We start from the raw sequence: 22,839 nt of genomic DNA on the forward strand, positions 1-22,839 counted from the left end.
GCCCGTCGGTGGGATCAGGCGGCGGCGAGGGCCTGCGTCGGGGGCAGCCGGGCCGCGCGTACGCAGGGATAGACACCGGCTAGCACCCCGATCGCCACGGCGCCGCCCACCCCGAGGACCGCGGCCTGTCCGGGCAGCACCAGCGGCCACCCCTGCCAGGCCGCGTACCCGACGGTGGCGAGCAGCCCCACCGCCGTACCCACCAGACCGCCGAGTGCCGCCAACACGGTCGACTCGGTCAGGAACTGGCTGCGGATCTGTCCACGAGTGGCCCCGAGCGCCCGTCGCAGGCCGATCTCGGCGCGGCGCTCCAGGACCGAGACGACCATCGTGTTGGCCACCCCGATGCCTCCGACCAGGAGGGAGACCGCAGCCAGCGCCAGGAAGAGTACGGAGAAGTTGCCCTCGGTGGCCCGCTTCGCGGCCAATGCGTCGGAGGGACGGCTCACCACCACCGTGCCGGGGCGCTCCGGCGAGATCGTCTCCGCCAGCACACCGCGTACCGCCTCCAGTTGCGACTCCTCGCAGCGTATGTAGATCACCGTCGGGTGGCCGTCGAACCGCAGCTCGCTGCGCGCCGCCGACCAGCCGACCAGCACCGACCGGTCGATGTCCGGAGACAGCGGGGTCTCGGCCAGGATGCCGATCACGGTGAACCGGCGGTCCGCGATCGTCACCTGGGGCGCAGGCTCTCCGGCGGGCAGGTCGGCGATGCCGAGCCGGGTGGCGGCCACCGAGCCGAGTACGACGGTGGGGAAGTCCGCCGTGGCCGGGTTCAGCCAACTGCCGGCGCTGATCCGTGCGTTGATGGTGGGCAACAGGTCCAGGCGGGCGGCCAGCACGGTGAGGCCGGAGCCGTCGGTGGGATCGAGGAGGTCGTTGCGGCGTACCACGGTGCGGGTATTGCCGACCGCGCTGGCCGCCGTGACCGGGCCGATCCGCTGCACCATCCCCACGGCTGATTCCGGCAGCTTGACCGGTGGATCACGGTCCGGTGCCGCCACCGCCTGCAGGGAGTTCGTGCCGAGCGCGGTCAACTCGGTCAGCAGCGCGGCCTGGCCGGCGGCCGGGATGCCGGTGACCACGATCATCGTGGCGATGCCGATCGCGATGCCCAGTGCCGAGAGCACCGCCCGCAGCGGACGGGCTCGCAGGCCGGTCAGCCCGAGCGCGAGCAGGTCCGGTACGGCCAGTCGGGCCGGCCGTGGTGCCCGGTCGATCAGCCCGGTCACCGGCCCGACACCACGGACCGAGCCGGGCCGGGCGACACCACGGCGGGAGCCGGTACGGCCGAGGACGCCGTGTCGTCGCGAATCAGCCGTCCGTCGCGGATCTCGATCTGCCGGGGCAGGGACGCGGCGATGCCCCGGTCGTGGGTGATCAGCACGATGGTGGTGCCTTCCTCGTTGAGTCGGCGCAGCAGCCGCAGCACGGACTGCCCGGTGGCGGTGTCGAGTGCGCCGGTGGGTTCGTCGGCCAGCACCAGCGACGGCCGGTTGGCCAGCGCGCGGGCGATCGCGACGCGTTGCTTCTCGCCTCCGGACAACTGCCCCGGGCGGTGGCCGGTGCGGTGGGCCAGGCCGACCCGGGCCAGGGCGCGCAGGGCGTGGTCCCGCCGCTGCCGCCGTGGCACCCCGGCGTAGAGCAGGCCGGTGGCGACGTTGTCGACGGCGCTGAGCCCGTCGGCGAGGTGGAACTGTTGGAAGACGAAGCCGATCTCCCGGGCCCGCAGTGCCGACAGCCGCCGGTCCCCGAGTGTCGCGACGTCCTGACCGGCGATGTGGACGGTGCCCGAGGTGGGCCGGTCCAACGTGCCGATGATGTTGAGCAGGGTCGACTTGCCTGATCCGGACGGGCCGACGACGGCCACCAACTCCCCGGCGGCGACGTCCAGGCTCACGTCGGACAGCGCGGTCACCCCGCCGGGATAGACCATGGACGCGTGGCGCACCGAGAGCACCGGCCCGGTCATGAGGGCACCACCACCTCGGTGCCCTCGGTCAGCCCGTCGCCGGTGATCTCCACCCAGCCGTCGGCGAACAGACCGGTGCGCACCGCGACCAGCCCGCCGGGTCCCTGCACCGCGTAGCCGCCCTCACGCAACGCCACCAGCGCCTCGACCGGCGCGACCAGGACGTCGACGGCGGTACGCCCGGTGAAGTGCACCTGCACCTCGCCGGAGTCGAGGTCGGCGATGGCCTGCGGCTTGTCGACGGCCACCGTCACGGTCAGCAGGGGCGGGCCGCTCGCGATGCCGCTGTCGCTGGCGACGAGATCACGGCCGACGGAGACGACCCGGGCGGGGACCTTGCGGTCGTCGGGCAGGCCGACCTGGATCCGGTCCCCGCGCTTGATGGTGGCGGCGTCGGTGAGTTCGGCACCGACCGTGATCACCTTGCGGACCGAGGTCACCGCCATCAGTGGCGTCTCGGCCGGGTCACCGGGCTGTGCGGTCACCGAGTCCACCCGGACCGCTCCGCTCGCCACCTCGACGTGCCCCACCGGGATCGTGCCGGTGGCCGGCACACCGAGGTCGGTCTGCCAGCGTTTGATCGCCGCTACCAGGGCCGGCGTGAGGACGCCCTCGCCGCTGCGTACCCGATGCGATGCTGCCGGGGACCCCACTGCCGGCGTCGGCTCGTCATCGTCGCCGTCGGCGGCGCTCCGGGCCGGCGACCGGGGCGTCACCCACTCGCCGGGGGACGGCTGCCGGCCGATCGAGTAGCCGAGCGCCCGCAGGTTGTCGGCGATCACCCGGACGTCCCGGCCGACCAGGTTCGTGCCGGCGATGTCCCGGTACATCGGGATGCTTCCGTAGAACAGCACCACCGGCTGGTCGTCGGCCCGGAACAGTTGCCCGCCCCGCTTGACGGTGGTGCCGGCACGCGGCAACCAGGTCACCGTTGCCGCCAGGTGTCCGGCCAGCGGGCGCGTCGGGCCGTATCCGATGCTGCCGGGCAGCGTCCGGGTGGTCGACAGGTCGCGGCGCACGATCGGCGTGGTCGCGACGACGTCCGTGGTGTCCGCCACCGGCTGGGCGTCGGCCCGGTGACGGGTCACCACGATCCCGGTACCCACCGTCAGCACCGCCACCACGAGCACCACGGCGAGCCACCGCAGACCGCGTCGCCGTACCGGCGGATCGGACACACGCGGTATGAACTCGGTCGGGGCGTCATGCTTCGGATCCATGCCGACGAGGGTGTCCAGCGGTCGTTAGAAACCTGTCAGGTATCGCCGCCGGAGCACTACCGGCGGGGATCCAGACCTATCATCGCCGCCATGTGTGCACAGGTTCTGGTCGCCGACGACGATCCTCGACAGGCCGAGGTGGTACGCCGATACCTGACCGCCGAGGGCCATGACGCCGTGGTGGTGCACGACGGCCGGGCGGCGCTGGACACCGCCCGTCGGCTCCGCCCCGACCTGCTGGTCCTGGACGTGATGATGCCGGAGTTGGACGGCCTCCAGGTGTGTCAGACCCTGCGTGGGGAGTCCGACGTGCTGGTGTTGATGCTGACCGCCCGGTCCACCGAGGACGACATGCTGACCGGGCTGGATCTCGGCGCCGACGACTACCTGACCAAGCCGTACAGCCCACGGGAGCTGATGGCCCGGGTCCGTACCCTGCTGCGGCGGGCCAGACCGGGCACGTCGCCGCCCGCCGGGGCCGGGCTGCTGCGGGTCGGACCGATCGAGGTCGACCCGACCGCGCACCAGGTGACCGTCGACGGCGTTCCGGTCGCCTGTACCCGGGGCGAGTTCGCCATCCTGGCGGCGATGGTGAAGCAGCCGAACCGGGTCTTCACCCGAGGTCAACTGCTGCACCACACCCGTGGTCTCGACCGCAGCTCGACCGAGCGGACCATCGACGTCCACGTGATGAACCTGCGCCGCAAGATAGAACGCGATCCGCAGCGTCCAGCCTGGTTGGTCACCGTCTTCGGGGTCGGCTACAAGCTGGCCGGCGGTCCGGCGACATCCCGATGAGCGCCCGGCGGGTGCCGATCCGGCACAGTCTGGTGACCCGGCTGCTGGTCACCTCGGTGCTGATCGCGATCGCCGCGATCACGTCCACCGCATGGCTCGCCACCCGGACCGCGACCCGGGCGATCAGCCAGGAGCAGGGTCGCTCACTCGCCGAGAACACCGAGGTCTACAACGAGCTGATCGGGTACGCGGCCACCCACCCGGACTGGTCCGGGGTGTCGCCGCTCATCGAGCAGCGGGCCGCCGCGCTGGACCGGCGGATCACCCTGATGACCGACGATCGGACGATCGTGGCCGACACGTTCGACGGTCCGCCGCTGCACTCCGCCCGCCCGGCTGCCGTGGTCGATCCGCTGAACCTGGATCTCGGCCTCACCGGCGGCACCGACCGCATCGACCCTCGGGCGGTCGGCCCGTTCCGGGTACCGGACGACGTCCGCGACGAACTGCTCGCGAGGGCCAAGGAACAGTTGGCGTGCCTGCGGGGGAGTCGCCTGGACGGAGAGATCAAGCCGCTGCCCGACGGGCGTTTCACCGTCGTGTTGACCACGCCGGATCCGCGCGGGTCGGCAGGTCGATGCGAGGCGAAGCCCGTGACGGCCAGCAATGCCGAGGAAAAGTCGCTGCGGTCCCTGGGGCAGCTGGCAGGGAAGTGCCTCGACCTGGACGAGGACGAGGGGCTGGAGATCACGCCCGACTTCAGCGCCTACCTGACCAACATGTGGGTCGACGAGCGCAGTGTCCGCCCCGCCCCCCGGGAGACCTTTCGAGTCGACGTGGACGCGGACGAGGCGGCCCGGATCAGCGAGTGTGTGGAGAAGTCGCGGCGGAGCATGCTCCAGCCGCATGTGGCCCCGGCCGTGCTGCTGTTCATCACCGCCCCGGACAGCGGCGCCGACCAGACCACGTTCACGCTGTCCGGTGAGAACACCGTCCGCATCGTCACGGTGACCGGCGCGGTGCTGGTCGCCACCATCATCGTGACGGTGCTGGTCGGCCGTCGGCTGGTCCGTCCGTTGCGGACGCTCACCGACGCCGTCGACCGGCAGCGACCGGCCCCGGTCTCCGCCCCGGACGAGATCGGCCGGCTGGCCCGGGCGCTGAACGACTCGATCCATCGCCGGGACCGCGCCGAGGCGCAGCGCCGCGCCATGGTCAGCGACGTCGCACACGAACTGCGTACGCCACTGACCAACATCCGCAGTTGGCTGGAGGCGGCCCAGGACGACCTCGCACCGACCGACGCCCAACTGCTCGGTCTGCTACACGAGGAGGCGGTGCTGCTCCAGCACATCATCGACGACCTCGCCGACCTGGCCGCCGCGGACGCGGGCACGCTGCGGATTCACCCCGAGCCGACCTATGTCCGGGACGTCGTGACGCAGGTGGTGGACAGTCATCGGGGTACGGCACAGGCGGCCGGAATCGCGCTGACCATGCAGATCGAGGACGATCCCGTGCTGCCGGCCGACGCGGTCCGGCTACGGCAGATCGTCGGCAACCTGGTCTCGAACGCGATCCGGTACACCCCGCCCGGCGGGTCGGTCACCGTCGCCGCTCAGGGCACCACGATCACCGTACGGGACACCGGGGTGGGCATCGCGGCCGAGCACCTGCCGAAGATCTTCGACCGGTTCTGGCGGGCGGACGGGTCGCGTACCCGGGCGACCGGCGGCAGCGGCCTCGGCCTGGCGATCACCCAGCACCTGGTCAGGGCACACGGCGGCACGATCGACGTGCAGAGCACCCTGGGCGAGGGCAGCCTGTTCACCGTCCGGCTGCCGGACACCGTGGTAACTCCGCGCCGGTGACCGGGACGGGGGACCGGGGAGACGGCACACCGGCCCGAATCAGATCGTCGGTGGTGCCGTGCTCTGCCGGACCATGAGGGTCGTGGCCAGTTCCAGCCCGAGCCGCGGCGTCCGCTCGCCGCGCCCTAGCGCGAGCGCCAGCTCGGTGGCCATGACTGCCATCTCGACGAGGGGCTGGTGAACGGTGGTCAACGGAGGATCGACCAGGGCTGCCAACGGCAGGTCGTCGAAGCCCGCCACGCTCACATCCGTCGGGATGCGGAGCCCCAGCCGCCGCGCCGCCTGATAGACGCCGAGTGCCTGTAGGTCGTTGGCGGCGAAGATCGCGGTCGGCGGATTCGGGCGGCTCAACAGGTCCAGCGCGGCCACCTCGCCGCCCTCCAGGGTCAGTGCGGCGCGGACGACCAGGTCGGATTCCGCAGTCAGGCCGGCGGCGTCACACGCGGAGCGATAGCCGTCCAGTCGGGCCCGGCAACACAGGATCGGTTCCGGGGCCGCGATCATCGCGATCCGCCGGTGTCCCAGTTCGATCAGGTGGCGGGCCGCAGACCGACCGCCGGCCCAGTTCGTTGCTCCGACGAAGGGGACATCGGCGGGTAACTCGACGGTGGGGTCGAAGACCACGAACGGGATCCCCCGGGCGCGTAGCTGGTGGCGTTGCTCTTCGTCCAGCTGAGCCACGGTCACGAGGCAGTCCGGGCGGCGGGAGAGGGTGTCGTCGATCCAGTACCGGATGGAGTTGCGCTCTGGGCCGAACTCGGTCAGGACGACACCGACGCCCTGTTGCCGGGCCACCCGTTCGACGCCGCGGATGATCTGTAGGCCCCACAGGTCCTCGATCTCGTCGAACACGAGTTCCATCATGTTGGACCGGGTGGCCGGCGACGGCCTGCGGTAGCCGTACTGGTTGATCACCGCCTCGACGCGGGCCCGGGTCTCGGCCGCCACGCCGGACCGCCCGTTGATGACCTTGGAGACGGTCGGGGCCGACACCCCGGCCGACTCGGCGATGGTGGCGATCGTCACCGGTCTCGACGGATCACCGAGCTGCGGTGTCAGGTCGACCCCCTTCTCCCCTGACCCTCGTGACTCGCCGCCGGCCATGTCTGCGCAGCCGGTCGCCGCGACGTCGGTTCAGGCCGCAAGGATAACCGTTTGTCGGCATCGGGCTCGCGCTGAGACGGACCCGCCGAACAGCGACCGTCGGGGGCGGTCCCAGCGCGAGACATTGACATTAATCGACGGTGGTTATAGTGTCGCGCCCGGAAACTTTCTGGGCATTGTGAACGAAAGTTTCCATGCGGGAGCCCACTACAGCTCGTCGCGGAAGCTCCGGGCAGCCTCCGCGTACCCCTCACCTTCCGTATGCGCGCGGTCGGGCGACCAACCAGGTGTGCCGTCGCGTGGCCGCCGCGCATCCCGTCGTGAAGGACGCTGGAGGCCCCATGTCTGTGTTCGCCGAGTTCCGCAATGGCAGTCCGAGTTCGCAGCACGTACGAAGAACCCGCTGGCGCGTCGGCGTGATCGCCGGCGGTGTGGCCGCGCTCCTGGTGGCGGGCACGATGGTGACCGTCAACGCCCACGCGGCCGCCGGCTGCCGGGTCGCGTACGCGGTCTCTTCCCAGTGGCCGGGCGGCTTCACCGCCAATGTGAACGTGACCAACCTCGGTGACCCGATCACCGGCTGGAATCTGTCCTGGGCGTTTCCGTCCGGTCAGCGCGTCACCCAGGCGTGGAATGCGACGGTCACCTCGTCGGGTGGTCAGGTCACCGCGACCAGCATGAGCTACAACGGCGCTGTCGGCACGAACGCGACGGTCTCCTTCGGCTTCAACGGGTCCTGGACGGGCAACAACACCGCACCCACCTCGTTCACGCTGAACGGCGTCACGTGTACCGGCGGAGTCGGTCCCACGACGACGCCGACGCCCACCGTGTCACCAACGGTCTCGCCGACCGTGTCCCCGCCTGCGGGGAATCGGATGGAGATGGTGGCGGCGATGCAGCCCGGCTGGAACCTGGGCAACACGCTCGACGCCATCCCCGACGAGACCGCGTGGGGCAACCCACGGACGACCCGGGAGATGCTGCACCACATCCGGTCGCAGGGGTACAACAGCATCAGGCTCCCCGTCACCTGGAGCAACCATCACGGACCGGCGCCGGACTACACCATCGATCCGACCTGGCTGAACCGCATCCGCGAGGTGGTCGACTGGTCCCTGGCAGAGGGCTTCTACGTGATGATCAACCTGCATCACGACTCGTGGCAGTGGATCAACACTTACCCCACCGAACGGACTGCGGTGATGAGCCGGTACAAGGCACTGTGGGGCCAACTCGCCACCACGTTCCGCAGCCACTCGTCGAAACTGGTCTTCGAGAGCATCAACGAGCCGCAGTTCGCCGGCACGTCCGACGCCGAAGGCGACCAGGTGCTGCACGAGCTCAACGGAGAGTTCGTCCGCCTCGTGCGTCGGTCGGGCGGGAACAACGCCACTCGCCTGCTGGTGCTGCCCACCCTGCACACCAGCGGGGAGCAGGCCCGGATGGACGCGTTGACGACCACGTTCGACCAGCTCAACGACCCCAACCTCGTCGCGACCATCCACTTCTACGGATGGTGGCCGTTCAGCGTCAACATCGCGGGCGGCACCCGCTACGACAGCAACGTCGAGCAGGACATCACCGGCACCTTCGACCGGGCGTACCACACCTTCGTGTCCCGTGGCATCCCGGTGATCATCGGGGAGTGGGCCCTGCTCAGCTACGACTACACCCGCCCCGGCATCATCCAACGGGGTGAACTGCTGAAGTTCTTCGAAGCCGTCGGCTATCACGCCCGCACCCGACAGCTCACCACCATGCTGTGGGACGCGGGTTCGTTCCTGCACCGGCCCGAGTTGCGATGGCGGGACCAGGGCATCTACGAGATGATGAAGGCGAGCCTGACGACCCGCTCCGCCACCGCGTCCTCGGACCAGATCTATGTGCCTCGCACCGGCGGAATCACCAGCAGGTCGCTCACCCTCAACCTCAACGGTGTCTCGTTCCGGAGTCTCTGGCACGGCAACACCCAACTGGCAAATGGCACCGACTACACCGTCTCGGGGAACACACTCACGTTAACCCAGGCGGCGATGACCCGGCTGGTCGGCAACCGCGCCCACGGTGTCAACGCCACCATCGAGGCGCGGTTCTCCCAGGGTGTGCCGTGGCAGATCAACGTCGTCAGCTACGACCCGCCCCTCCAGGCCGCCGCCACCGGTACGACCGGCGGGCTCACCGTTCCCACTCAGTTCCGTGGCGACGAACTCGCCACCATGGAGGCCAGGTACGCCGACGGCAGCGCCGCCGGGCCGGCCAACTGGACCACCTACAAGGAGTTCTGGACCAACTTCCGACCTGACTACGGCGCGAACACCATCCTGCTGACGCCCGAGTTCTTCAACGAGGTCAACGACGGCACGATCACGCTCACGTTCCACTTCAGAAGCGGTGCGCAGCTCACGTACCGCCTGACGAAGTCCGGCAGTTCGGTCACCGGCAGCCCGGCCTGACGATCGCGAGGTACGGCCGGTGCGGGGTGGTCAACCTCGCACCGGCCGTACCCTTGTCGCTCAGCAGGATGCTGTCGACGAGTTCACGGTGCCGGTTGGCTAGCGAACCCGCAGCTTCTGGTGCACCTCTGCGGTGGGCGCGTAGGTCCGGTCACCGGAGTAGGCGACGTGGACCTCGTACGACCCGGCGGACAGCCCGGTGGTCGGCAGCTTCACGACGGCCTTGCCCTTGTTCAGCGTCACCACGTGCGTGGTGCCGGCGAAGGTCACGGTGATCTCGCCGGTCGGCGTCGGGGACTTCTTGTGCTGGGTCTGTGCCCGCACCTCGACGTCGAGCGTGAACGTGCGCCCGGCGGGGACCGACGCGGGCGCGGCCTTCGCCTTGACCTTGGCGCGGGCGTCACCGACCGTGTCGACGCCCGTCCAGAGGTGGTCGCGGGCGAAGATCGTGAAGAGCTGGCTCGCGGTCATGCCGTCGTGCGCGCCGGGGACCTGGGTGGTGTGGGCGGTGTACCCACGGGCCCGGAAGTTGTCGGCGATGGCGTTCTGGTTGTTGAGGTTGCCCTCGAAGACGCCGTTGCCGAGGAAGACGAGGAGGTCGTCGTCGCCGACCGCGTTCGCGACGTTGTCGTAGTCCTGGGCGCTCAGCGACGGGTTGCCGGAGAAGTGACCGTAGTACCCGAACGTGGTCGGGTAGCCCCGGATCACGTGGGCGCCGGTCATGCCGCCGTAGGAGAACCCGGCGTAGGCCCGTCCGGACCGGTCGGTGGCGACGTTGTACCGCTCCTCGATGAGCGGCAGGATCGTCTGGACCAGGTTGTTGGCGGCATTGGTCTGGTTGTACGACGCAAAGCCGAGGCTGGTGCCGGTGAAGTGGTTGCCCATGGTGACGACCACGGTGGGCTCGATCTCGCCCTTCGCGGTCATGTTGTCCAGGATGTTCGGGACGTTTGCCGGCACCATGAAGTCGGTCTCGTCACCGAAGATGCCGTGCGCCATGTACGCCACCTTGTACGGCTGCGCGCGCTTGGCGTCGTAGCCGGGCGGCAGGTAGACACCGAGGTAGTGGCCGCTGTCGCCGAGGATGGTGGTGTACGGGACGTACCGGACGGTGCCCCGGTCCTTGGGCTTGGCCGGCAGCTCGTACTCGGCACGGCCCTTGAGCACCGGGTCGTTCTGCTTCGCCGCGTACGGCACGTACACGGCGTCAAGGACGTCGTTGTTCCGGGTCCGGAACGAGGACTCACCCGGCGGACGCGGGTTCGTCGAGGCCGGGTCCCAGATGCGCTTGTTCTCCCAGCCCTGGGTCGGGTCCCAGACCCGGTACCAGTAGCTGATGCCGCCCGCGTGCAGCGGCAGCGAGACCGACCAGTTGCCCTTCTTGTCCCGGGCCATATCGCGGAGGAACTCGGTCCCCCCGGCGTGGTACCGACCCGGCTGCCACTCCTCCGGCTGGTACCGCGTGTTGCCGGTGTTGACGTCGAGCAGGGTCAGGTCACCGGCGAGACGGACCTGGGTGGCGTTCGGATTGCGGTAGACGAACGTGACGGTGTATCCGGTCGGTGAGTGCTTGTCCGCCTTGACGGTGGCACCCTCCTTGGACGCGGGCTTGGCCGAGGCGGCAGCCGGCGCGGAGACGACGAGGCCGACTCCGAGTGACATGGTGGCGAGCAACGAGACGGTACGCCTGAGCCTGCGCCTTCCGGTCTCTGTCTTCAACTGAGCACACTCCTCTACAACCGCTTCTCGCGGTGCTGTTCGGATCTCGTGGTCGTGGGGGTCAGACCCTGGCTCTCGGCTCCGGCTCACTGCCGCAGGAGCCGCTGAAGGTGGGTGAGGTCCGCGCGACGAGGCGCGGGGTGATCGGACATGGAGAGCCTCCTCCTGGGCCACGTGGGCTACTGCCCGGTGGGGGGTTATGACCCGTTTCGGTACTCTGTGGACCTGGCCCTGTGCTAAATCGAATTAGCATCGGTAGTGTGGCGGGGGTCGCCTTTCGATGTCAAGGGTGTTCCAGGGCTGTTACGGCTCGGGTCGCTCCTGGTCAGGACCGTGCAAAGATCGACACGCCGTCACCGCGACGGAGTCTCGGCTCGCCCGGGTGGGCGTCCGGCTCACGTCTCACGAGGAGCCCGGTGGCGTGCACCGGTGCCGTCATTCGTAGATGCGGAAGTTGTCGAACTCGTAGGCGCCGACGCTGGTCGCGATGACCCCCGTGGTGCCGTCCGGGAAGTCCACGGCGTCGACGGTCTTCACTTTCGTGCCGTTGATGTAGAGATCGAGCTGATCGCCGTTGCCGACGATGGCGAGGCTGTTCCAGCCGTCGGCGGTTATCTTCTCGGAACGCTCGGTCAGCCGGTAGGAGAATCCGAGGGCGTCGCTGCGCGCCACGAACGAATAGGTGCCGTCTCCGGAGAGCAGGAAAGCGTAGTACCGCTTCGGTTGTCCGGACCAGCGGTACATCAGTCCGGCCGCGCTCGTGGAGCGGCTCCGCTTCGCGATTCGTACGTCGACGGAGACCGGCCTGTCGGTCATGTCGACCGGCACCCGGTCACCGGCGTTGGTCGCGTTGAGCCAGATGTAGCGCACCTGGCTGGAGCCGGTCTGGTTGGAGAGCCGGAACAGGCCCTGGGCGGTGTCGACCTCGCTCCGCCACACGTCGTCGTCGCCGTCCTCGGTGTCGACCCAGAGCGCGTACCTCTGCCGGACCTCGTCCGGATCGCTCGCCGTCGAGGTGAACGGCTCGGTGAACAACGCCTGCCGGAACGGGTCCGACGGCTGCTCCTTGGGCATCAGCGCCGCGATGCCGGCGACGATCCCGACCAGGCCGGCGACGATGCCGATCAGCCCCGGGACCGACCTCAACGCGCGACGGAGTCGCTGCCGACGGGTGCGGGTCACCGGGGCGTCGGTCTCCGGCGGCGCGGTCGGGGAGTGCGGCGCGGTTGGGGAGGGCTGCGCGGTTGGGGAGGGCTGCGCGGTCAACTCCTCGCTGCCGTGCGGCGTGCGCTGCTCGACGATGTCGGGCGTGCCGTCCGGGTCGGCGGGATCGGTCTCGGCGCTTTCTCCCTCCGGAAGTGAAAGGTCCTCTCGGCGGGTCCCGTCGTCGTTGAGCGGGGAAGGATGCTCACTTCTCATCAGCGGCTGTCCTTTCCGGTCGGACGTGGAATTTCCACGATGTCGACGGGGAGCCGAGTCGCCGGGAACGGCGGTTCGATCGGATCGTAGCGAGGCGTGTGGGCCACTCCCGGAATTCGACGCGAATACGACCCGAGAATGTGCCGTGCGAACCATTCGTAGCGCACTGTTCGCCTGGCCGACGCCCCGAGGCGGTGGCGTGGTTGCATCGCCATACGTCTATGTGTGCTCATGAGTGGACACCCGGACCCGCACCACTGTCACCACGACCACCGGTCCACAGACGAGGTGCCGTAGGGCCAGGTCGACGGCGCCTCGTCAATCGGTCGGCGGTCGTTGCTGGGTGGTGCCGGCATGCCTCAACGCCGGATGGCGTCCGGGCCTGACCGGGGTCACCGACGAGCACGGCACGACCTGGGGCTTCCACGGGGGCAAGGGCCGCAGCGGCCTGTGGGTCACCGAGAACACCCGCGCCGCCGACGGTGACTGGGTGGTCCTGCGGATCTCCGACCCGGCCCTGCCCAGCGGCACGCCGGGTCCGGTCGGGCACCCCTGCAACGACTTCGGCGTGGCCTACACCAGCCCGTGGTGGTGGCGACCCTGATCCGCCCCGAGTCCGCCGGTGCCGGCGGGTCGACCGGTGCCGGCGGGTCGCAGGGTGCCGGCGGGTCGACCGTGGCCGTCGTCATCCGTGGTCGACCAGCTCGACGGTCACGGTGACGGTGTCGCCCACGTCGAGCGCCTCGGCGGTGCGGACGGCCCGCTTGACCGGAAGGACATAGCAACCGCGGGTGCTGTCGGGGAACACCGAGGTGGTCCACCGGCTCCCGCCGATGGCGGCCCGGACGCGTACCGCACCGAAACCCCGACGCGTCCCGCCGGAGATCTCGCGGATCTCCTCGGACGCCCCGACCGGCAGGCTGACGAAGGTCCAGCTCTCGTCACGGCGGGCCGCCCAGGTCCACAACTCACTGTCGAACGTCACGATCACGACAGTCAGCATCACATCCGGGACCGACAGCGCCGACGACCTGCCGGACCGGGGCCGCGGTCGCAGCTACCGGACGCCCTACGGCCACTGCGTGGCGCGCGATCATGCGCGCCACGCAGTCGTTGTCCGGAGGTGCTCAGTGGGTCAGGACGACGGTGGAGATGCTGCGCGCACCTACGTTGACCGAGACCTGCCCGCCGTTGACGCTGGTCGGCTGGCTGGCCGCGTTGGCGCTCAGCGAGGTCAGATAGTGCTCCGCCCGGGTGACGGACTGCGGCACCTGGATCACGGCGTTGTTGACCGCGCTGGTCGAGCGGTTGAGGATCACCAGCGTGGTCTTGCCGCCACCCTGGTACGCGGTCACCTCCAACGGCGAGGCCTTGGAACTCTTGGCCAGGGCGACGCGCTGGTAGCCGGGGCGGACGTACTTGGAGTACTGCGAGAAGGCGTATCCGCGCTTGAGCGGCGCGCCGGCCGTGGTGCCGAAGGCGGCCTCACCGTCACCGATGAAGGAGTAGTAGCGCTTGCCGTACCACCAGACGTAGGCGGTCCAGTTCGCCTCCATCGACCGGTGGACCGTACGCATGATGTCGTCGAGCGTCTCGTTCCAGACCGTCTGGTTGCCGGGGTTGCCCCAGATGTTGGAGCCGTTGCCGTCGGCCGCGTGCAGGTTCCACTCGGTCATCCACACCGGCTTGTTGTGCTGGTCGGCCAGCGGGTACGACCGCAGCCGCCCGGACGCCTCGGTGCCGTACAGGTGCCCGCCGATGTAGCCGATGTTGTTGCGGGCGGTCGTGTCGTTGAGCGTCGGGTCGGTGTAGGTGTAGTTCAGGTTCACCGCCTCGGCGACCATCAGCTTGGTGTTCTGCACCCGTGTGCCGTGGTCGCGTACGAAGTTGCGCAGCTCGGTGCCGCTCCAGTCCATTGAGTCGTAGTCCGGGTGCCAGTCCGGCTCGTTCTGCACCGAGGTGACGTCGATCGGCACGCCCTGCCCGCGCATGTACTGGACGTAGCTGTTCAGGTGGTTGGCGTAGTCGTCGTAGTAGTCGGTCCGCAGCTTGCCGCCGTTGATCCGGCTGTTGTTCGTCTTCCACGCCGCCGGTGCCGTCCACGGCGAGGCGAGGATCTTCACGCCCGACCCGTACGACTTTGCGGTCCGCAGTGCGTTGACCTGGGTCGGCCACTCGCCGGAGACCGGCGAGATGCCCGTGCGCACGATCGACAGGCCGAGTTGGTTGTTGCCCAGCCCGACCAGCGTCTGGGTCTCGGCGGTCGACCACGCGCTGCCCCAGATCGACACGGCGGCCCCGAACCCGTCGACCGTCTGGTGGCGGGTGGCATTGTTGACCGTGATGTCCGCCGCGCCGGTGGGCGGCGGCGTGGTGGGCGGCGGGGTGGTGGGCGGCGGGGTCGTCGGCGGTGGCGTGGTGGGCGTGGTGCCGCCGGTGCAGGCCACCCCGTTGAGCGCGAAGCTGGTCGGCACCGGGTTGCTGCTGGTCCACGATCCGTTGAAGCCGAACGACGTGTTGCCGTTGGTGGGGATGGCGCCGTTGTAGCTGACGTTCCGGGCGGTGACGGCGGCGCCGCTCTGGCTCACCGTGGCGTTCCACGCCTGGTCGACGGTCTGTCCGGCGTTGTAGGACCAGGTCAGGGTCCAGTTGGTGATCGGGTCACCGAGGTTGGTGATGGTGACGTTGGCGCCGAAGCCGCCCTGCCACTGGGACGACACGGTGTAGTTCACCGAGCAGCCGGCTGCCGCCGCACCGGCCGGCATCGCCACGGCGACGCCGGCCGACGCCAGGAGTACGGCACCGGCGGTCACCCGGGCCGCATTGTGTGTGAACGCTCTCATTCGTCTTTTCATCGCTGCTCCGGTCCTCCTCGGAATTGGATGCCTCGACCTGCCGTCGATGACGACGCAGAGACGGGAGCGCTCCCACAGTGCGGCGAAGGCCGCCCAGCTGTGCCCAGGACGGGGGCGGTGATGAAAGCGCTTGCCAGATCGGCACGAATGTATGCCGTGTCAACGATCCATGTCAATGTTGCAACGTGTCGCCTCCGAGGTGACCGTCCGCAACCTGGTTGTCCCTCCGGCCGGCGCCCGAGATGTAAGGAGGGGTCCCCTACTAACGCCTGGTGTATTGAAAGGGTCCCTTCCTTACACCGGGGCGGCGCTGGGGTGTTCACTGCCGGTGACGCGGCGTGCGGATCGGGGTGCCGGTCGGGTGGGGCGGCCCACCCTGGTCACGTGCAACAACCGGTCCGGTGCCACGTCCAACAGCGTGCCGAGCGCCGTCCGAGTGGCCGCGACGTCGACGAGTTGGCTCAGCGGGTGCGCCGCCAACCCGGCCGCGTGCAGCGTCAACCAGCACCGCAGCAGCACCCGCCCGAACTCCACCTGCCCGGTCCGGTCCAGCCCTTCCGGCGCGACCAGGACCAGCACGTCGCCGCCTCGGGCGAGCGGATTGTCGGCAGCGGCGAGCAGCCTCGGCAACCCCAGCCGCCGTAGCGCCGGATACGCGGCCAGCGCCGCCCGCAGCCCGTTCGCGGCCGGGCGGGAGAGCCCGAGGCAGCGGTCGGTGAGGCCGTCGGCGCGGTAGTCGGGATGCGCGGAGGTCAGCCGCAGCCAGCGGCGCAGTTCGGCGACGACCGCCGGGTCCGCGTACACCTGCCGGTCGGCCTCGCGTAGGAGCGCGCCGAGGCGGTCGGCGTGCGGCACGGTCCGGACGCTGCCGCCGACCTGCCGGGCGACCGCGTCCACTGCCGCGAGCGCGTCGCTGTCCGGCCCGTCGACGAAACCGCCCCGGTGGGTACGCCGATCCCAGACCTCGGTGGTGCGGAAGGGCGTCGGGTAGCGGCTCGGTGCCGGCCGGAGCCGGCCCACCCACGGGTCGTCGTGGTCGGCGACGTACTCCAGCGACAGGTCGGCGTCGGCGGCGACGATCAGGCAGGTCTCCACGAACGCGCCCAGGGACAGGCGCAGGTCCCGGCCGGTGGGGTCGGCCGCCGGCAGGGTGTACGCCGGGTTCCACCCGACCCGGATCTGCCCGGGCTCGTACCGCAGCCGCCACGGCTGGGTGTTGTGCGCGCTCGGTGCCCGCCAGCAGAGCGGTTCGAGGGCGCGGAACGCGGCGACGTCCACCTACCGCTCCTTGGCATAGAAGGTGTAGCCGTGCAACGGGCGGCCACCGAGCCGCCGGTACTGGGCCGCCGACGCCGGGTTGTCCCGACCGACGTAGGTGCTGCGCAGCGCGGTGTAGCCGGCGGTGTGCAGGTTGTGGTGCAGGTGTGTGGAGAGCAACCGCTGGTAGCCGCGCCCCTGGTACTCCGGGACCACACCCTTGACGATCAGCACCGCCTCCCGCCGGTAGCGGCGGCGGGTGCCGAGCAGCCGGATCTGGTTGACCAGGTGCAGGTCGCCCCGGACCGCCACCATGAACTCGCTGATGTCCGGTACGCACAGCGTGAACGCCACCGGTTGACCGTCCCGGGTCAGATAGAGCAGCAACGACTCGTCCAGCAGGTACGCCAGCCCGTCGGTCTGCCGCCGGAGCTGCCAGGCGCAGATCGGGGTGTAGTACCCGAGCTGGGCGAAGGAGTCGTTCAACATGCCGCGCAGCAGGTCGAGTTGGTCGTCGAGACGCCGTACGTCACCCCGGTGCAGCTCGATCCGCGCCCCGTCCGGGTCGACGCGTACCGGTGGCGCCGCTTCGGCCGGGGTGGGCACCGGGCAGATCCAGGTGTCCGACTCGAACCGGCGCTGGAACCCGTACGCCTCGTACGCCGCCGCGTAGTGCGCCGGGTTCCAGGCGCTGTCGACGAAGCCGCGCTCGGCGTACCCGGAGGTGATCACGCCACCGGCCTGGTTGGGCAGTAGCGCCACCGGGCCGAAGAGCAGGTCCCGGTCGGGATCGGCGTGCGCGGAGATCGCGTCGAACAACGGTCGAGCGGCCGGGGCGGTGAACTCGGTCAGCCCGAAGAGTTGGCACCGGCGGCCGATCTTGGCGTCGAAGGCCGCGTCGGTGTGTAGGGTGGTCCGGCCGACCACCGTGCCGGTGGCGTCCCGCAGCACGTACATCGGTATGCCGTCCTGCCACCACTGCCGGATCTGCTGGCGCGGGGTGGGCACGTGGCGCGGCTCGTCGGCGTAGAGGCGGTCGGTGAGCCCGAGGAACTCCCGCAGGCCACGGCGGCAGGTGACCCGCTCGAAGCGGTACGCGTCGGAACTCACCGGATCACCGCCGGGCCGGTCGTCTCCGCACCGAGCGGCGTGAACGTGTCGATGTGCCCCATCTCCGGCCCCTCGGCGCGCCAGGTGCCGTTGGAGTACCCGTCCGGCGAGGCCGTGTAGAGCCGGATGAACCCGGCGGTCGCGTTGCGGGTGCCGTCGGTCAGCCAGGCCATCAGCTTCCGATGGTGGCGGGTACGCGCGAAGCGCAGCATCGCGTCGCGGTCGGTGAAGAACGCGATCGTGCCGAGCGTGAGCGGGAACTGCCAGTAGACGGTGTGCCAGCAGTAGCCCGACATCCGGCGCATGTCACGGACCATCCGGAACCAGTCCGGGGCCAGTCGCAGCAGCACCAGCGGATTGGCGTAGCGGGTCCCGCCGATGAACATGGCGCCGGCGCGGGCCTGCGCGGGCGCGCGGGAGAAGTCACGGGTACGCATGATCACCTCACCAGGTAGACGTTCTTGATCTTCTGTTCGCCGGTGAACGGGCCGCTGCCCGGCTCGTGCAGCTCCACCCGCAGGTCACCGGCGGTCGGGTCCTCCAGCAGCGACTGCGCGAAGTCCCGGGAGACCGAGGTGAGGTGCCGGCGTACGCCGCTGCGGCAGGCGGCGACGAGCGCGTCGCGCTGCGACTCGGGCAGCGGGCGGCGCAGTTCGATGTGGATCACCGGCCGGGTCTCCAGCGACGCGTCCTCGACCAGCGTCAGGCAGAAGCGGTTGATCTCGGCGGCGTGCGGGTTGCCGGTGTAGAGGCCGTACTCGACGTCCTGGGGATAGAGGTTCGCTCCCAGGTAGGAGACGGTGGAGTCGCGCCGGCCGAACAACAGCAGCACCGGCAGGGTCATCCGCTCGACGGAGACGGCGGTGCGGAACTCGGCCCGGCGGACCGGATCGGCGTGTGCCAGCTCCACGATCCGCTGGTACGGCACCAGCACCGCCTCGTCGCCGATGTTGTAGCGCAGTCGGGGCTGGAGCACGTCACCGGTGACCGTGCACACCAGCTCCCGGCGGTCGTTCGTCTCCAGGTAGGTGGAGAACGGGTTGTACTGGAACACCATCGGCAGCCGCTGCTCGTCGGCACCGAGCAGCTCGGCACGCAGCCCACGGTCGGTCTGCAACCGCCGCCGCAGCCACACCGTGAACCGGGTCTCGGCACCGATGCCGATGGTCAGGTCCGAGGCCCCGTACGCGGAGCGGACCAGGGCGAACCGCTGCTCCAGGTAGTCGCGCAGCGCCTCGGTCATGCCCTCGCCCCCGCAACTGGCGAAGACGCGGTACTTCCCCCACTCGAAGCCGCCGGCGTCGAGCCGGTCCCGCAGGTGCTTGAGGAACGGCGGGTAGGCGGTCACCAGGTAGTCGTAGTCGGGACCGAACTCGTGCAGCGTGTCGACGATCTTCCCGAGGTCCGGGCCGGTGTTCTTCACGACCGCGATCCGGGACATCGCCGCGCCGGTCGTGGTCCCGGTGGCCCAGGCCCCCATCGAGTACGCGTTGATGACGAACGGTCGGCGCATCGGGAAGACCAGTCCGGTGTAGCCGGCGATGTCCCGGTGCACCGCGCGCAGTTCCCGGTCGCCCCGGGGCCAGTTGAACGGCCGCCCGGACGAACCGGCCGACTCGTCGACCACCACTCCCCGGGTCGGCATGCGTCCCTGCCAGCAGCGTGCGGCGGCGTCGTAGGCCGTCACGTACCCGTGCTTGTCGGTCTCCGGAAAGTCGGCCAGCCGGCGGCGGGCACGGGCCGGGCGGGTGCGCAGGAAGGACCGGTACGCGGGGACCTGTCGGGCGGCCCGCTCGCAGACCGCCTGGGCGTTCGCCGCGGCCAGCCGGTCCAGGAGCGGGTGGTGCCGCCGGGCCAGCCACCGCCATCCGGCGGGGTGACGACCGGCGAGCCGGGTCAGCGCGGCGACCGCGCGGCCGCCGGTCGCCAGCGTCGTCTGTCGGCACCGCGCGGCCAGCGCCGGCAACGGTGACTCGGCGGTACCCAGGGCGATGTGTCGGTGCGGCAGTTCGGCCATGTCGCCAATCCTGTTCGCGCCGACGCGCCGACACCTGAGCGCGCGGGCCGGACCGGGTTGAGTACGCGTACCCAGGTGCGCGTGGGCGTCGGCACCGGCCTCGGTTGGGCGCAAAGACCTAAATCGCATCCATCGGCGTCAAAGGTTGAGGGGTTGGGAGCGCTCCCGTAGCATGCCTGACACGTATGTTAACGCTCACCTAACAATGACCTTCGCGAATGCGCTGGTCGATTCCGTGCTGGGAAGGATGCTTTATGGCTAGATCCAGAATGTTCAATGCCAGTCTGGTGTCGGCCGGCGTGGCGATGCTGGCGACGTCGGCGGTGGCCGTCGTCGCGCCGCCGGCCGGCGCCGCAGCGGCAGGTTGTTCGGTCACGTACGCCGTGTCGTCGCAGTGGCAGGGTGGATTCGGCGCCAACGTGTCGATCACGAATCTCGGCGATCCGTTGAGCAGTTGGACGTTGACCTGGTCTTTCGGCGCCGGGCAGACGGTGACGCAGTCCTGGAACACCACGTTGACGCAGAGCGGCACGGCGGTGACCGCGAGGAACGTGAGCTACAACGGCGCGATTCCGACCAACGGCTCGGTGTCCTTCGGGTTCAACGGCTCCTGGACGAGCAGCAACCCGGCACCGACCAGCTTCGCTCTCAACGGCGTGACCTGCAACGGCGGCACGACTCCGACGACCCCGCCGCCGACCACGCCGCCGCCGACCACCCCGCCCCCGACCACTCCGCCGCCGTCGGGTAACTGCTCGCTGCCGTCGTCGTACCGGTGGTCCTCGACCGGCGCGTTGGCGCAGCCGCGTGCGGGTTGGGTGTCGTTGAAGGACTTCACCCACGCGCCCTACAACGGTCAGCAGCTCGTCTACGCCACCACCCACGACACCGGCACGAGCTGGGGGTCGATGAACTTCGGCCTGTTCTCCAACTGGAACCAGATGGGCTCGGCCAGCCAGAACCAGATGCCGTTCTCCGCCGTGGCCCCGTCGCTGTTCTACTTCGCGCCGCGCAACGTCTGGGTCCTGGCATACCAGTGGGGTGGCCCGGCGTTCTCGTACCGCACCTCCACCAACCCCACCAACGTGAACAGTTGGTCCGCACCGCAGACGCTGTTCAGCGGCAGCATCTCCAACTCCAACACCGGCCCCATCGACCAGGCCGTCATCGGCGACAGCCAGAACATGTACCTCTTCTTCGCCGGGGACAACGGCCGCATCTACCGGGCCAGCATGCCGATCGGGAACTTCCCGGGTAGCTTCGGCTCGAACTACACGACGATCATGACCGACACCACGAACAACCTCTTCGAGGGCGTGCAGGTCTACAAGCTCGAAGGTGAGAACCGGTACCTCATGCTCGTCGAGGCCATCGGCTCGCAGGGACGCTACTTCCGGTCGTTCACCGCCACCAGCCTGGGCGGCACCTGGACCCCGCAGGCGGCCACCGAGAGCAACCCCTTCGCCGGTAAGGCCAACAGCGGCGCCACCTGGACCAACGACATCAGCCACGGTGAGCTGCTGCGCACCAACGCCGACCAGACCATGACCGTGAACGCCTGCAACCTGCAACTGCTCTACCAGGGCCGTTCACCGAACTCGGGCGGCGACTACGGTCTCCTGCCGTACCGTCCCGGACTGCTCACCCTGCAACGCTGAGCCACCACCATGCACCCGACGGGCCTACGACCGGCCCGTCGGGTGCATGGCTGTCAGTGCGATCAGGGTCAGGTCAGAACGTCAGCACGACGTGCGCGACGCCGAAATAGATGATCAATCCGGTGGCGTCGACGAGCGTGGTCACCATCGGCGCGGAGACGACCGCCGGGTCGATGCGGAGCCGCTTGGCCAACAGCGGCATGGTGGCGCCGACGGTGGCGGCCCAGGCGCAGATGATCACCAGCGAGACGCCGACGACCAGGGCGATCTCGCCGCCGACCACGACCACGCCGACGACCAGACCGACCGCTGCCAGCAACGCGCCGAGCAGCAGACCGACCCGGGACTCCCGCCAGATCACCGCCGGCAGGTCCGAGCCGCGCAACTCACCCAGCGCGAGAGCGCGTACGGCGGAGGTGGTGGCCTGGGCACCCGCGTTCCCGCCGGTGCCCACGAGCAGCGGGATGAACAGGGCCAGCGCGGTCACCTGCGACAGCGTGGCCTCGAACGCCTGGAGCACGTTGACGGTGAGCACCGAGGCGACGATGAGCAGCAGCAACCAGGGTGCCCGGGAGCGGGCCAACCGCCAGACGCTCACCGCCATGTAGTGACCGGGCCAGGGCGCGGTACCGGCCTGACGGGCCACGTCCTCGGTGTCCGCCGCCTCGATGATCTCCATCGCGTCGTCGATGGTGAGCAGGCCGACGAGTCGGTCCTCGCTGTCCACCACCGGCAGGGCGATGGTGTTGGTCTCCCGCATCAGGCGGGCGGCCTCCTCGGCCGGGTCGGTGGCGCGGGCCCGGAACACGTGGGTGTCGACCAGATCGGCCACCGGCACGTCGGCGGCGCTCAGCACCAGGTCCCGCAACTCCACCACGCCGACCAGGCGGCGGCCCGGGTCGACCACCGGCAACACGTACACGGTCTCGGCCTCGGCGCCCTTGCGCCGCACCACGTCGAGCGCCTGGGCGGCAGTCACCTGTCGGGGCAGCGCGACCGCCTCCGGCGTCATGATCTGCCCGACCGAGCCGGGCGGATAACCGAGCAGCTCGGCGGTCATCTGTCGCTCGCGCGGCGACAGCCCGGCCAGGACGCGCCGGGCGACCTTGGCCGGCGCCTCGGTGAGCATGCGGGCCCGGTCGTCCGGGTCCATCTCCTCGACCAGTTCGTGGAACGCCTGGTCGCGCAGCCCCACCAGGATGCGCTGCTGGTCCACCGGATCCAGTTCCTCGAAGACGGCGAGTGCCGGGTCCTTGTCGAGCAGCCGGAACGGCACACCGGCGGCGACCGCGTCGAGTCGGGCGAGTTCGTCGGCGATCTCGTACGGCGGTCTGCTGTCCAACCACCCACGGATCATCTCGAGGTCGTTGCGGTCGACGAGCTGCTGCAACGTCCCGGTCATCAGATCACCTCCGCAGGTGGCGCTGGTCGGTGCAAAGTTCC

Annotated in this window: 18 protein-coding genes; 5 read left to right on the top strand and 13 right to left on the bottom strand. The window is 69.8% G+C overall.

The window, feature by feature from the left end; genetic code table 11:
* Positions 1–14 precede the first annotated feature (14 nt).
* Genes ABT008_RS25215 through ABT008_RS25225 form a run of 3 tightly spaced genes read right to left on the bottom strand, consistent with a single transcriptional unit; the run spans position 15 to position 3,192 of the window.
* A complete protein-coding gene (locus ABT008_RS25215; RefSeq protein ID WP_350699026.1) occupies positions 15–1,232 on the bottom strand; it encodes an ABC transporter permease in 1,218 nt (405 codons plus the stop codon).
* The gene (locus tag ABT008_RS25220) at positions 1,229–1,972 is read right to left on the bottom strand and encodes an ABC transporter ATP-binding protein (protein ID WP_350699028.1); all 744 of its coding nucleotides are present in this window, start codon (positions 1,970–1,972) and stop codon (positions 1,229–1,231) included. Before ABT008_RS25220 ends, ABT008_RS25215 begins: the two co-directional genes overlap by 4 nt.
* A complete protein-coding gene (locus tag ABT008_RS25225; protein WP_350699029.1) occupies positions 1,969–3,192 on the bottom strand; it encodes an efflux RND transporter periplasmic adaptor subunit in 1,224 nt (407 codons plus the stop codon). Before ABT008_RS25225 ends, ABT008_RS25220 begins: the two co-directional genes overlap by 4 nt.
* Positions 3,193–3,282: 90 nt before the next feature.
* Here ABT008_RS25225 and ABT008_RS25230 point away from each other — a divergent pair, with 90 nt between their 5' ends.
* Positions 3,283–3,990, top strand: coding sequence for a response regulator (locus tag ABT008_RS25230; protein ID WP_350699031.1), 708 nt, complete (start codon positions 3,283–3,285; stop codon positions 3,988–3,990).
* Positions 3,987–5,801, top strand: a complete 1,815-nt coding sequence (locus tag ABT008_RS25235) for a sensor histidine kinase (protein ID WP_350699033.1) — start codon at positions 3,987–3,989, stop codon at positions 5,799–5,801. Before ABT008_RS25230 ends, ABT008_RS25235 begins: the two co-directional genes overlap by 4 nt.
* 39 nt (positions 5,802–5,840) lie before the next feature.
* On the opposite strand, the gene ABT008_RS25240 is transcribed toward ABT008_RS25235, so the two are convergent.
* Complete coding sequence (locus ABT008_RS25240) at positions 5,841–6,827, bottom strand: LacI family DNA-binding transcriptional regulator (protein ID WP_350699035.1); 987 nt, start codon at positions 6,825–6,827, stop codon at positions 5,841–5,843.
* 419 nt (positions 6,828–7,246) lie between these two features.
* On the opposite strand from ABT008_RS25240, the gene ABT008_RS25245 reads away from it, so the two are divergent.
* The gene (locus tag ABT008_RS25245) at positions 7,247–9,361 is read left to right on the top strand and encodes a cellulase family glycosylhydrolase (protein WP_350699037.1); all 2,115 of its coding nucleotides are present in this window, start codon (positions 7,247–7,249) and stop codon (positions 9,359–9,361) included.
* Between the two features lie 99 nt (positions 9,362–9,460).
* Here ABT008_RS25245 and ABT008_RS25250 read toward each other — a convergent pair whose 3' ends face one another.
* Positions 9,461–11,023, bottom strand: a complete 1,563-nt coding sequence (locus tag ABT008_RS25250) for an alpha/beta hydrolase-fold protein (protein ID WP_350699038.1) — start codon at positions 11,021–11,023, stop codon at positions 9,461–9,463.
* A gap of 492 nt (positions 11,024–11,515) precedes the next feature.
* Positions 11,516–12,499 carry a LamG-like jellyroll fold domain-containing protein gene (locus ABT008_RS25255; RefSeq protein ID WP_350699040.1) on the bottom strand — a complete coding sequence of 328 codons (984 nt, stop codon included), beginning with the start codon at positions 12,497–12,499 and terminating at the stop codon, positions 11,516–11,518.
* A 343-nt stretch (positions 12,500–12,842) separates the two neighbouring features.
* On the opposite strand from ABT008_RS25255, the gene ABT008_RS25260 reads away from it, so the two are divergent.
* Positions 12,843–13,103 (top strand): hypothetical protein, encoded by a 261-nt coding sequence (locus tag ABT008_RS25260; protein WP_350699042.1) that lies wholly within the window; start codon positions 12,843–12,845, stop codon positions 13,101–13,103.
* Positions 13,104–13,184: 81 nt separating this feature from the next.
* Here ABT008_RS25260 and ABT008_RS25265 read toward each other — a convergent pair whose 3' ends face one another.
* From ABT008_RS25265 to ABT008_RS25290, 6 genes are all read right to left on the bottom strand, one after another.
* Positions 13,185–13,490: a DUF1905 domain-containing protein gene (locus ABT008_RS25265; protein ID WP_350699044.1), complete on the bottom strand. Its 306-nt coding sequence runs from the start codon at positions 13,488–13,490 to the stop codon at positions 13,185–13,187.
* Between the two features lie 136 nt (positions 13,491–13,626).
* Positions 13,627–15,342, bottom strand: coding sequence for a cellulose binding domain-containing protein (locus tag ABT008_RS25270; RefSeq protein WP_350699046.1), 1,716 nt, complete (start codon positions 15,340–15,342; stop codon positions 13,627–13,629).
* A gap of 306 nt (positions 15,343–15,648) precedes the next feature.
* On the bottom strand, positions 15,649–16,632 hold the full coding sequence (locus tag ABT008_RS25275; RefSeq protein WP_350699047.1) for a nitroreductase family protein: 984 nt from the start codon (positions 16,630–16,632) through the stop codon (positions 15,649–15,651).
* Positions 16,633–17,721 carry a GNAT family N-acetyltransferase gene (locus ABT008_RS25280; protein WP_350699049.1) on the bottom strand — a complete coding sequence of 363 codons (1,089 nt, stop codon included), beginning with the start codon at positions 17,719–17,721 and terminating at the stop codon, positions 16,633–16,635.
* Positions 17,718–18,158 (bottom strand): DUF4188 domain-containing protein, encoded by a 441-nt coding sequence (locus tag ABT008_RS25285; RefSeq protein ID WP_350699051.1) that lies wholly within the window; start codon positions 18,156–18,158, stop codon positions 17,718–17,720. The genes ABT008_RS25280 and ABT008_RS25285 overlap by 4 nt, the downstream gene beginning before the upstream one ends.
* Before the next feature lie 2 nt (positions 18,159–18,160).
* Positions 18,161–19,738, bottom strand: coding sequence for a phenylacetate--CoA ligase family protein (locus ABT008_RS25290; RefSeq protein WP_350699053.1), 1,578 nt, complete (start codon positions 19,736–19,738; stop codon positions 18,161–18,163).
* A 254-nt stretch (positions 19,739–19,992) separates the two neighbouring features.
* On the opposite strand from ABT008_RS25290, the gene ABT008_RS25295 reads away from it, so the two are divergent.
* The gene (locus ABT008_RS25295; protein ID WP_350699055.1) at positions 19,993–21,396 is read left to right on the top strand and encodes a glycoside hydrolase family 62 protein; all 1,404 of its coding nucleotides are present in this window, start codon (positions 19,993–19,995) and stop codon (positions 21,394–21,396) included.
* 73 nt (positions 21,397–21,469) lie between these two features.
* Here the strand turns inward: ABT008_RS25295 and mgtE are convergent, their stop codons facing one another.
* Positions 21,470–22,798, bottom strand: a complete 1,329-nt coding sequence (gene mgtE / locus ABT008_RS25300) for a magnesium transporter (RefSeq protein ID WP_350699057.1) — start codon at positions 22,796–22,798, stop codon at positions 21,470–21,472.
* Positions 22,799–22,839 lie beyond the last annotated feature (41 nt).

Origin of the sequence: Micromonospora sp. NPDC002389, from assembly GCF_040296095.1 — a bacterium.
Classification (GTDB): domain Bacteria; phylum Actinomycetota; class Actinomycetes; order Mycobacteriales; family Micromonosporaceae; genus Micromonospora.

Excerpts from the sequence above, each read along its gene's own strand:
- ABT008_RS25220 (WP_350699028.1), bottom strand. The coding sequence starts at position 1,972 with ATGACCGGGCCGGTGCTCTCGGTGCGCCACGCGTCCATGGTCTATCCC.
- ABT008_RS25225 (WP_350699029.1), bottom strand. The coding sequence starts at position 3,192 with ATGGATCCGAAGCATGACGCCCCGACCGAGTTCATACCGCGTGTGTCC.
- ABT008_RS25230 (WP_350699031.1), top strand. The coding sequence starts at position 3,283 with ATGTGTGCACAGGTTCTGGTCGCCGACGACGATCCTCGACAGGCCGAG.
- ABT008_RS25235 (WP_350699033.1), top strand. The coding sequence starts at position 3,987 with ATGAGCGCCCGGCGGGTGCCGATCCGGCACAGTCTGGTGACCCGGCTG.
- ABT008_RS25245 (WP_350699037.1), top strand. The coding sequence starts at position 7,247 with ATGTCTGTGTTCGCCGAGTTCCGCAATGGCAGTCCGAGTTCGCAGCAC.
- ABT008_RS25250 (WP_350699038.1), bottom strand. The coding sequence starts at position 11,023 with ATGTCACTCGGAGTCGGCCTCGTCGTCTCCGCGCCGGCTGCCGCCTCG.
- ABT008_RS25255 (WP_350699040.1), bottom strand. The coding sequence starts at position 12,499 with ATGAGAAGTGAGCATCCTTCCCCGCTCAACGACGACGGGACCCGCCGA.
- ABT008_RS25270 (WP_350699046.1), bottom strand. The coding sequence starts at position 15,342 with ATGAGAGCGTTCACACACAATGCGGCCCGGGTGACCGCCGGTGCCGTA.
- ABT008_RS25285 (WP_350699051.1), bottom strand. The coding sequence starts at position 18,158 with ATGCGTACCCGTGACTTCTCCCGCGCGCCCGCGCAGGCCCGCGCCGGC.
- ABT008_RS25290 (WP_350699053.1), bottom strand. The coding sequence starts at position 19,738 with ATGGCCGAACTGCCGCACCGACACATCGCCCTGGGTACCGCCGAGTCA.
- ABT008_RS25295 (WP_350699055.1), top strand. The coding sequence starts at position 19,993 with ATGGCTAGATCCAGAATGTTCAATGCCAGTCTGGTGTCGGCCGGCGTG.
- mgtE (WP_350699057.1), bottom strand. The coding sequence starts at position 22,798 with ATGACCGGGACGTTGCAGCAGCTCGTCGACCGCAACGACCTCGAGATG.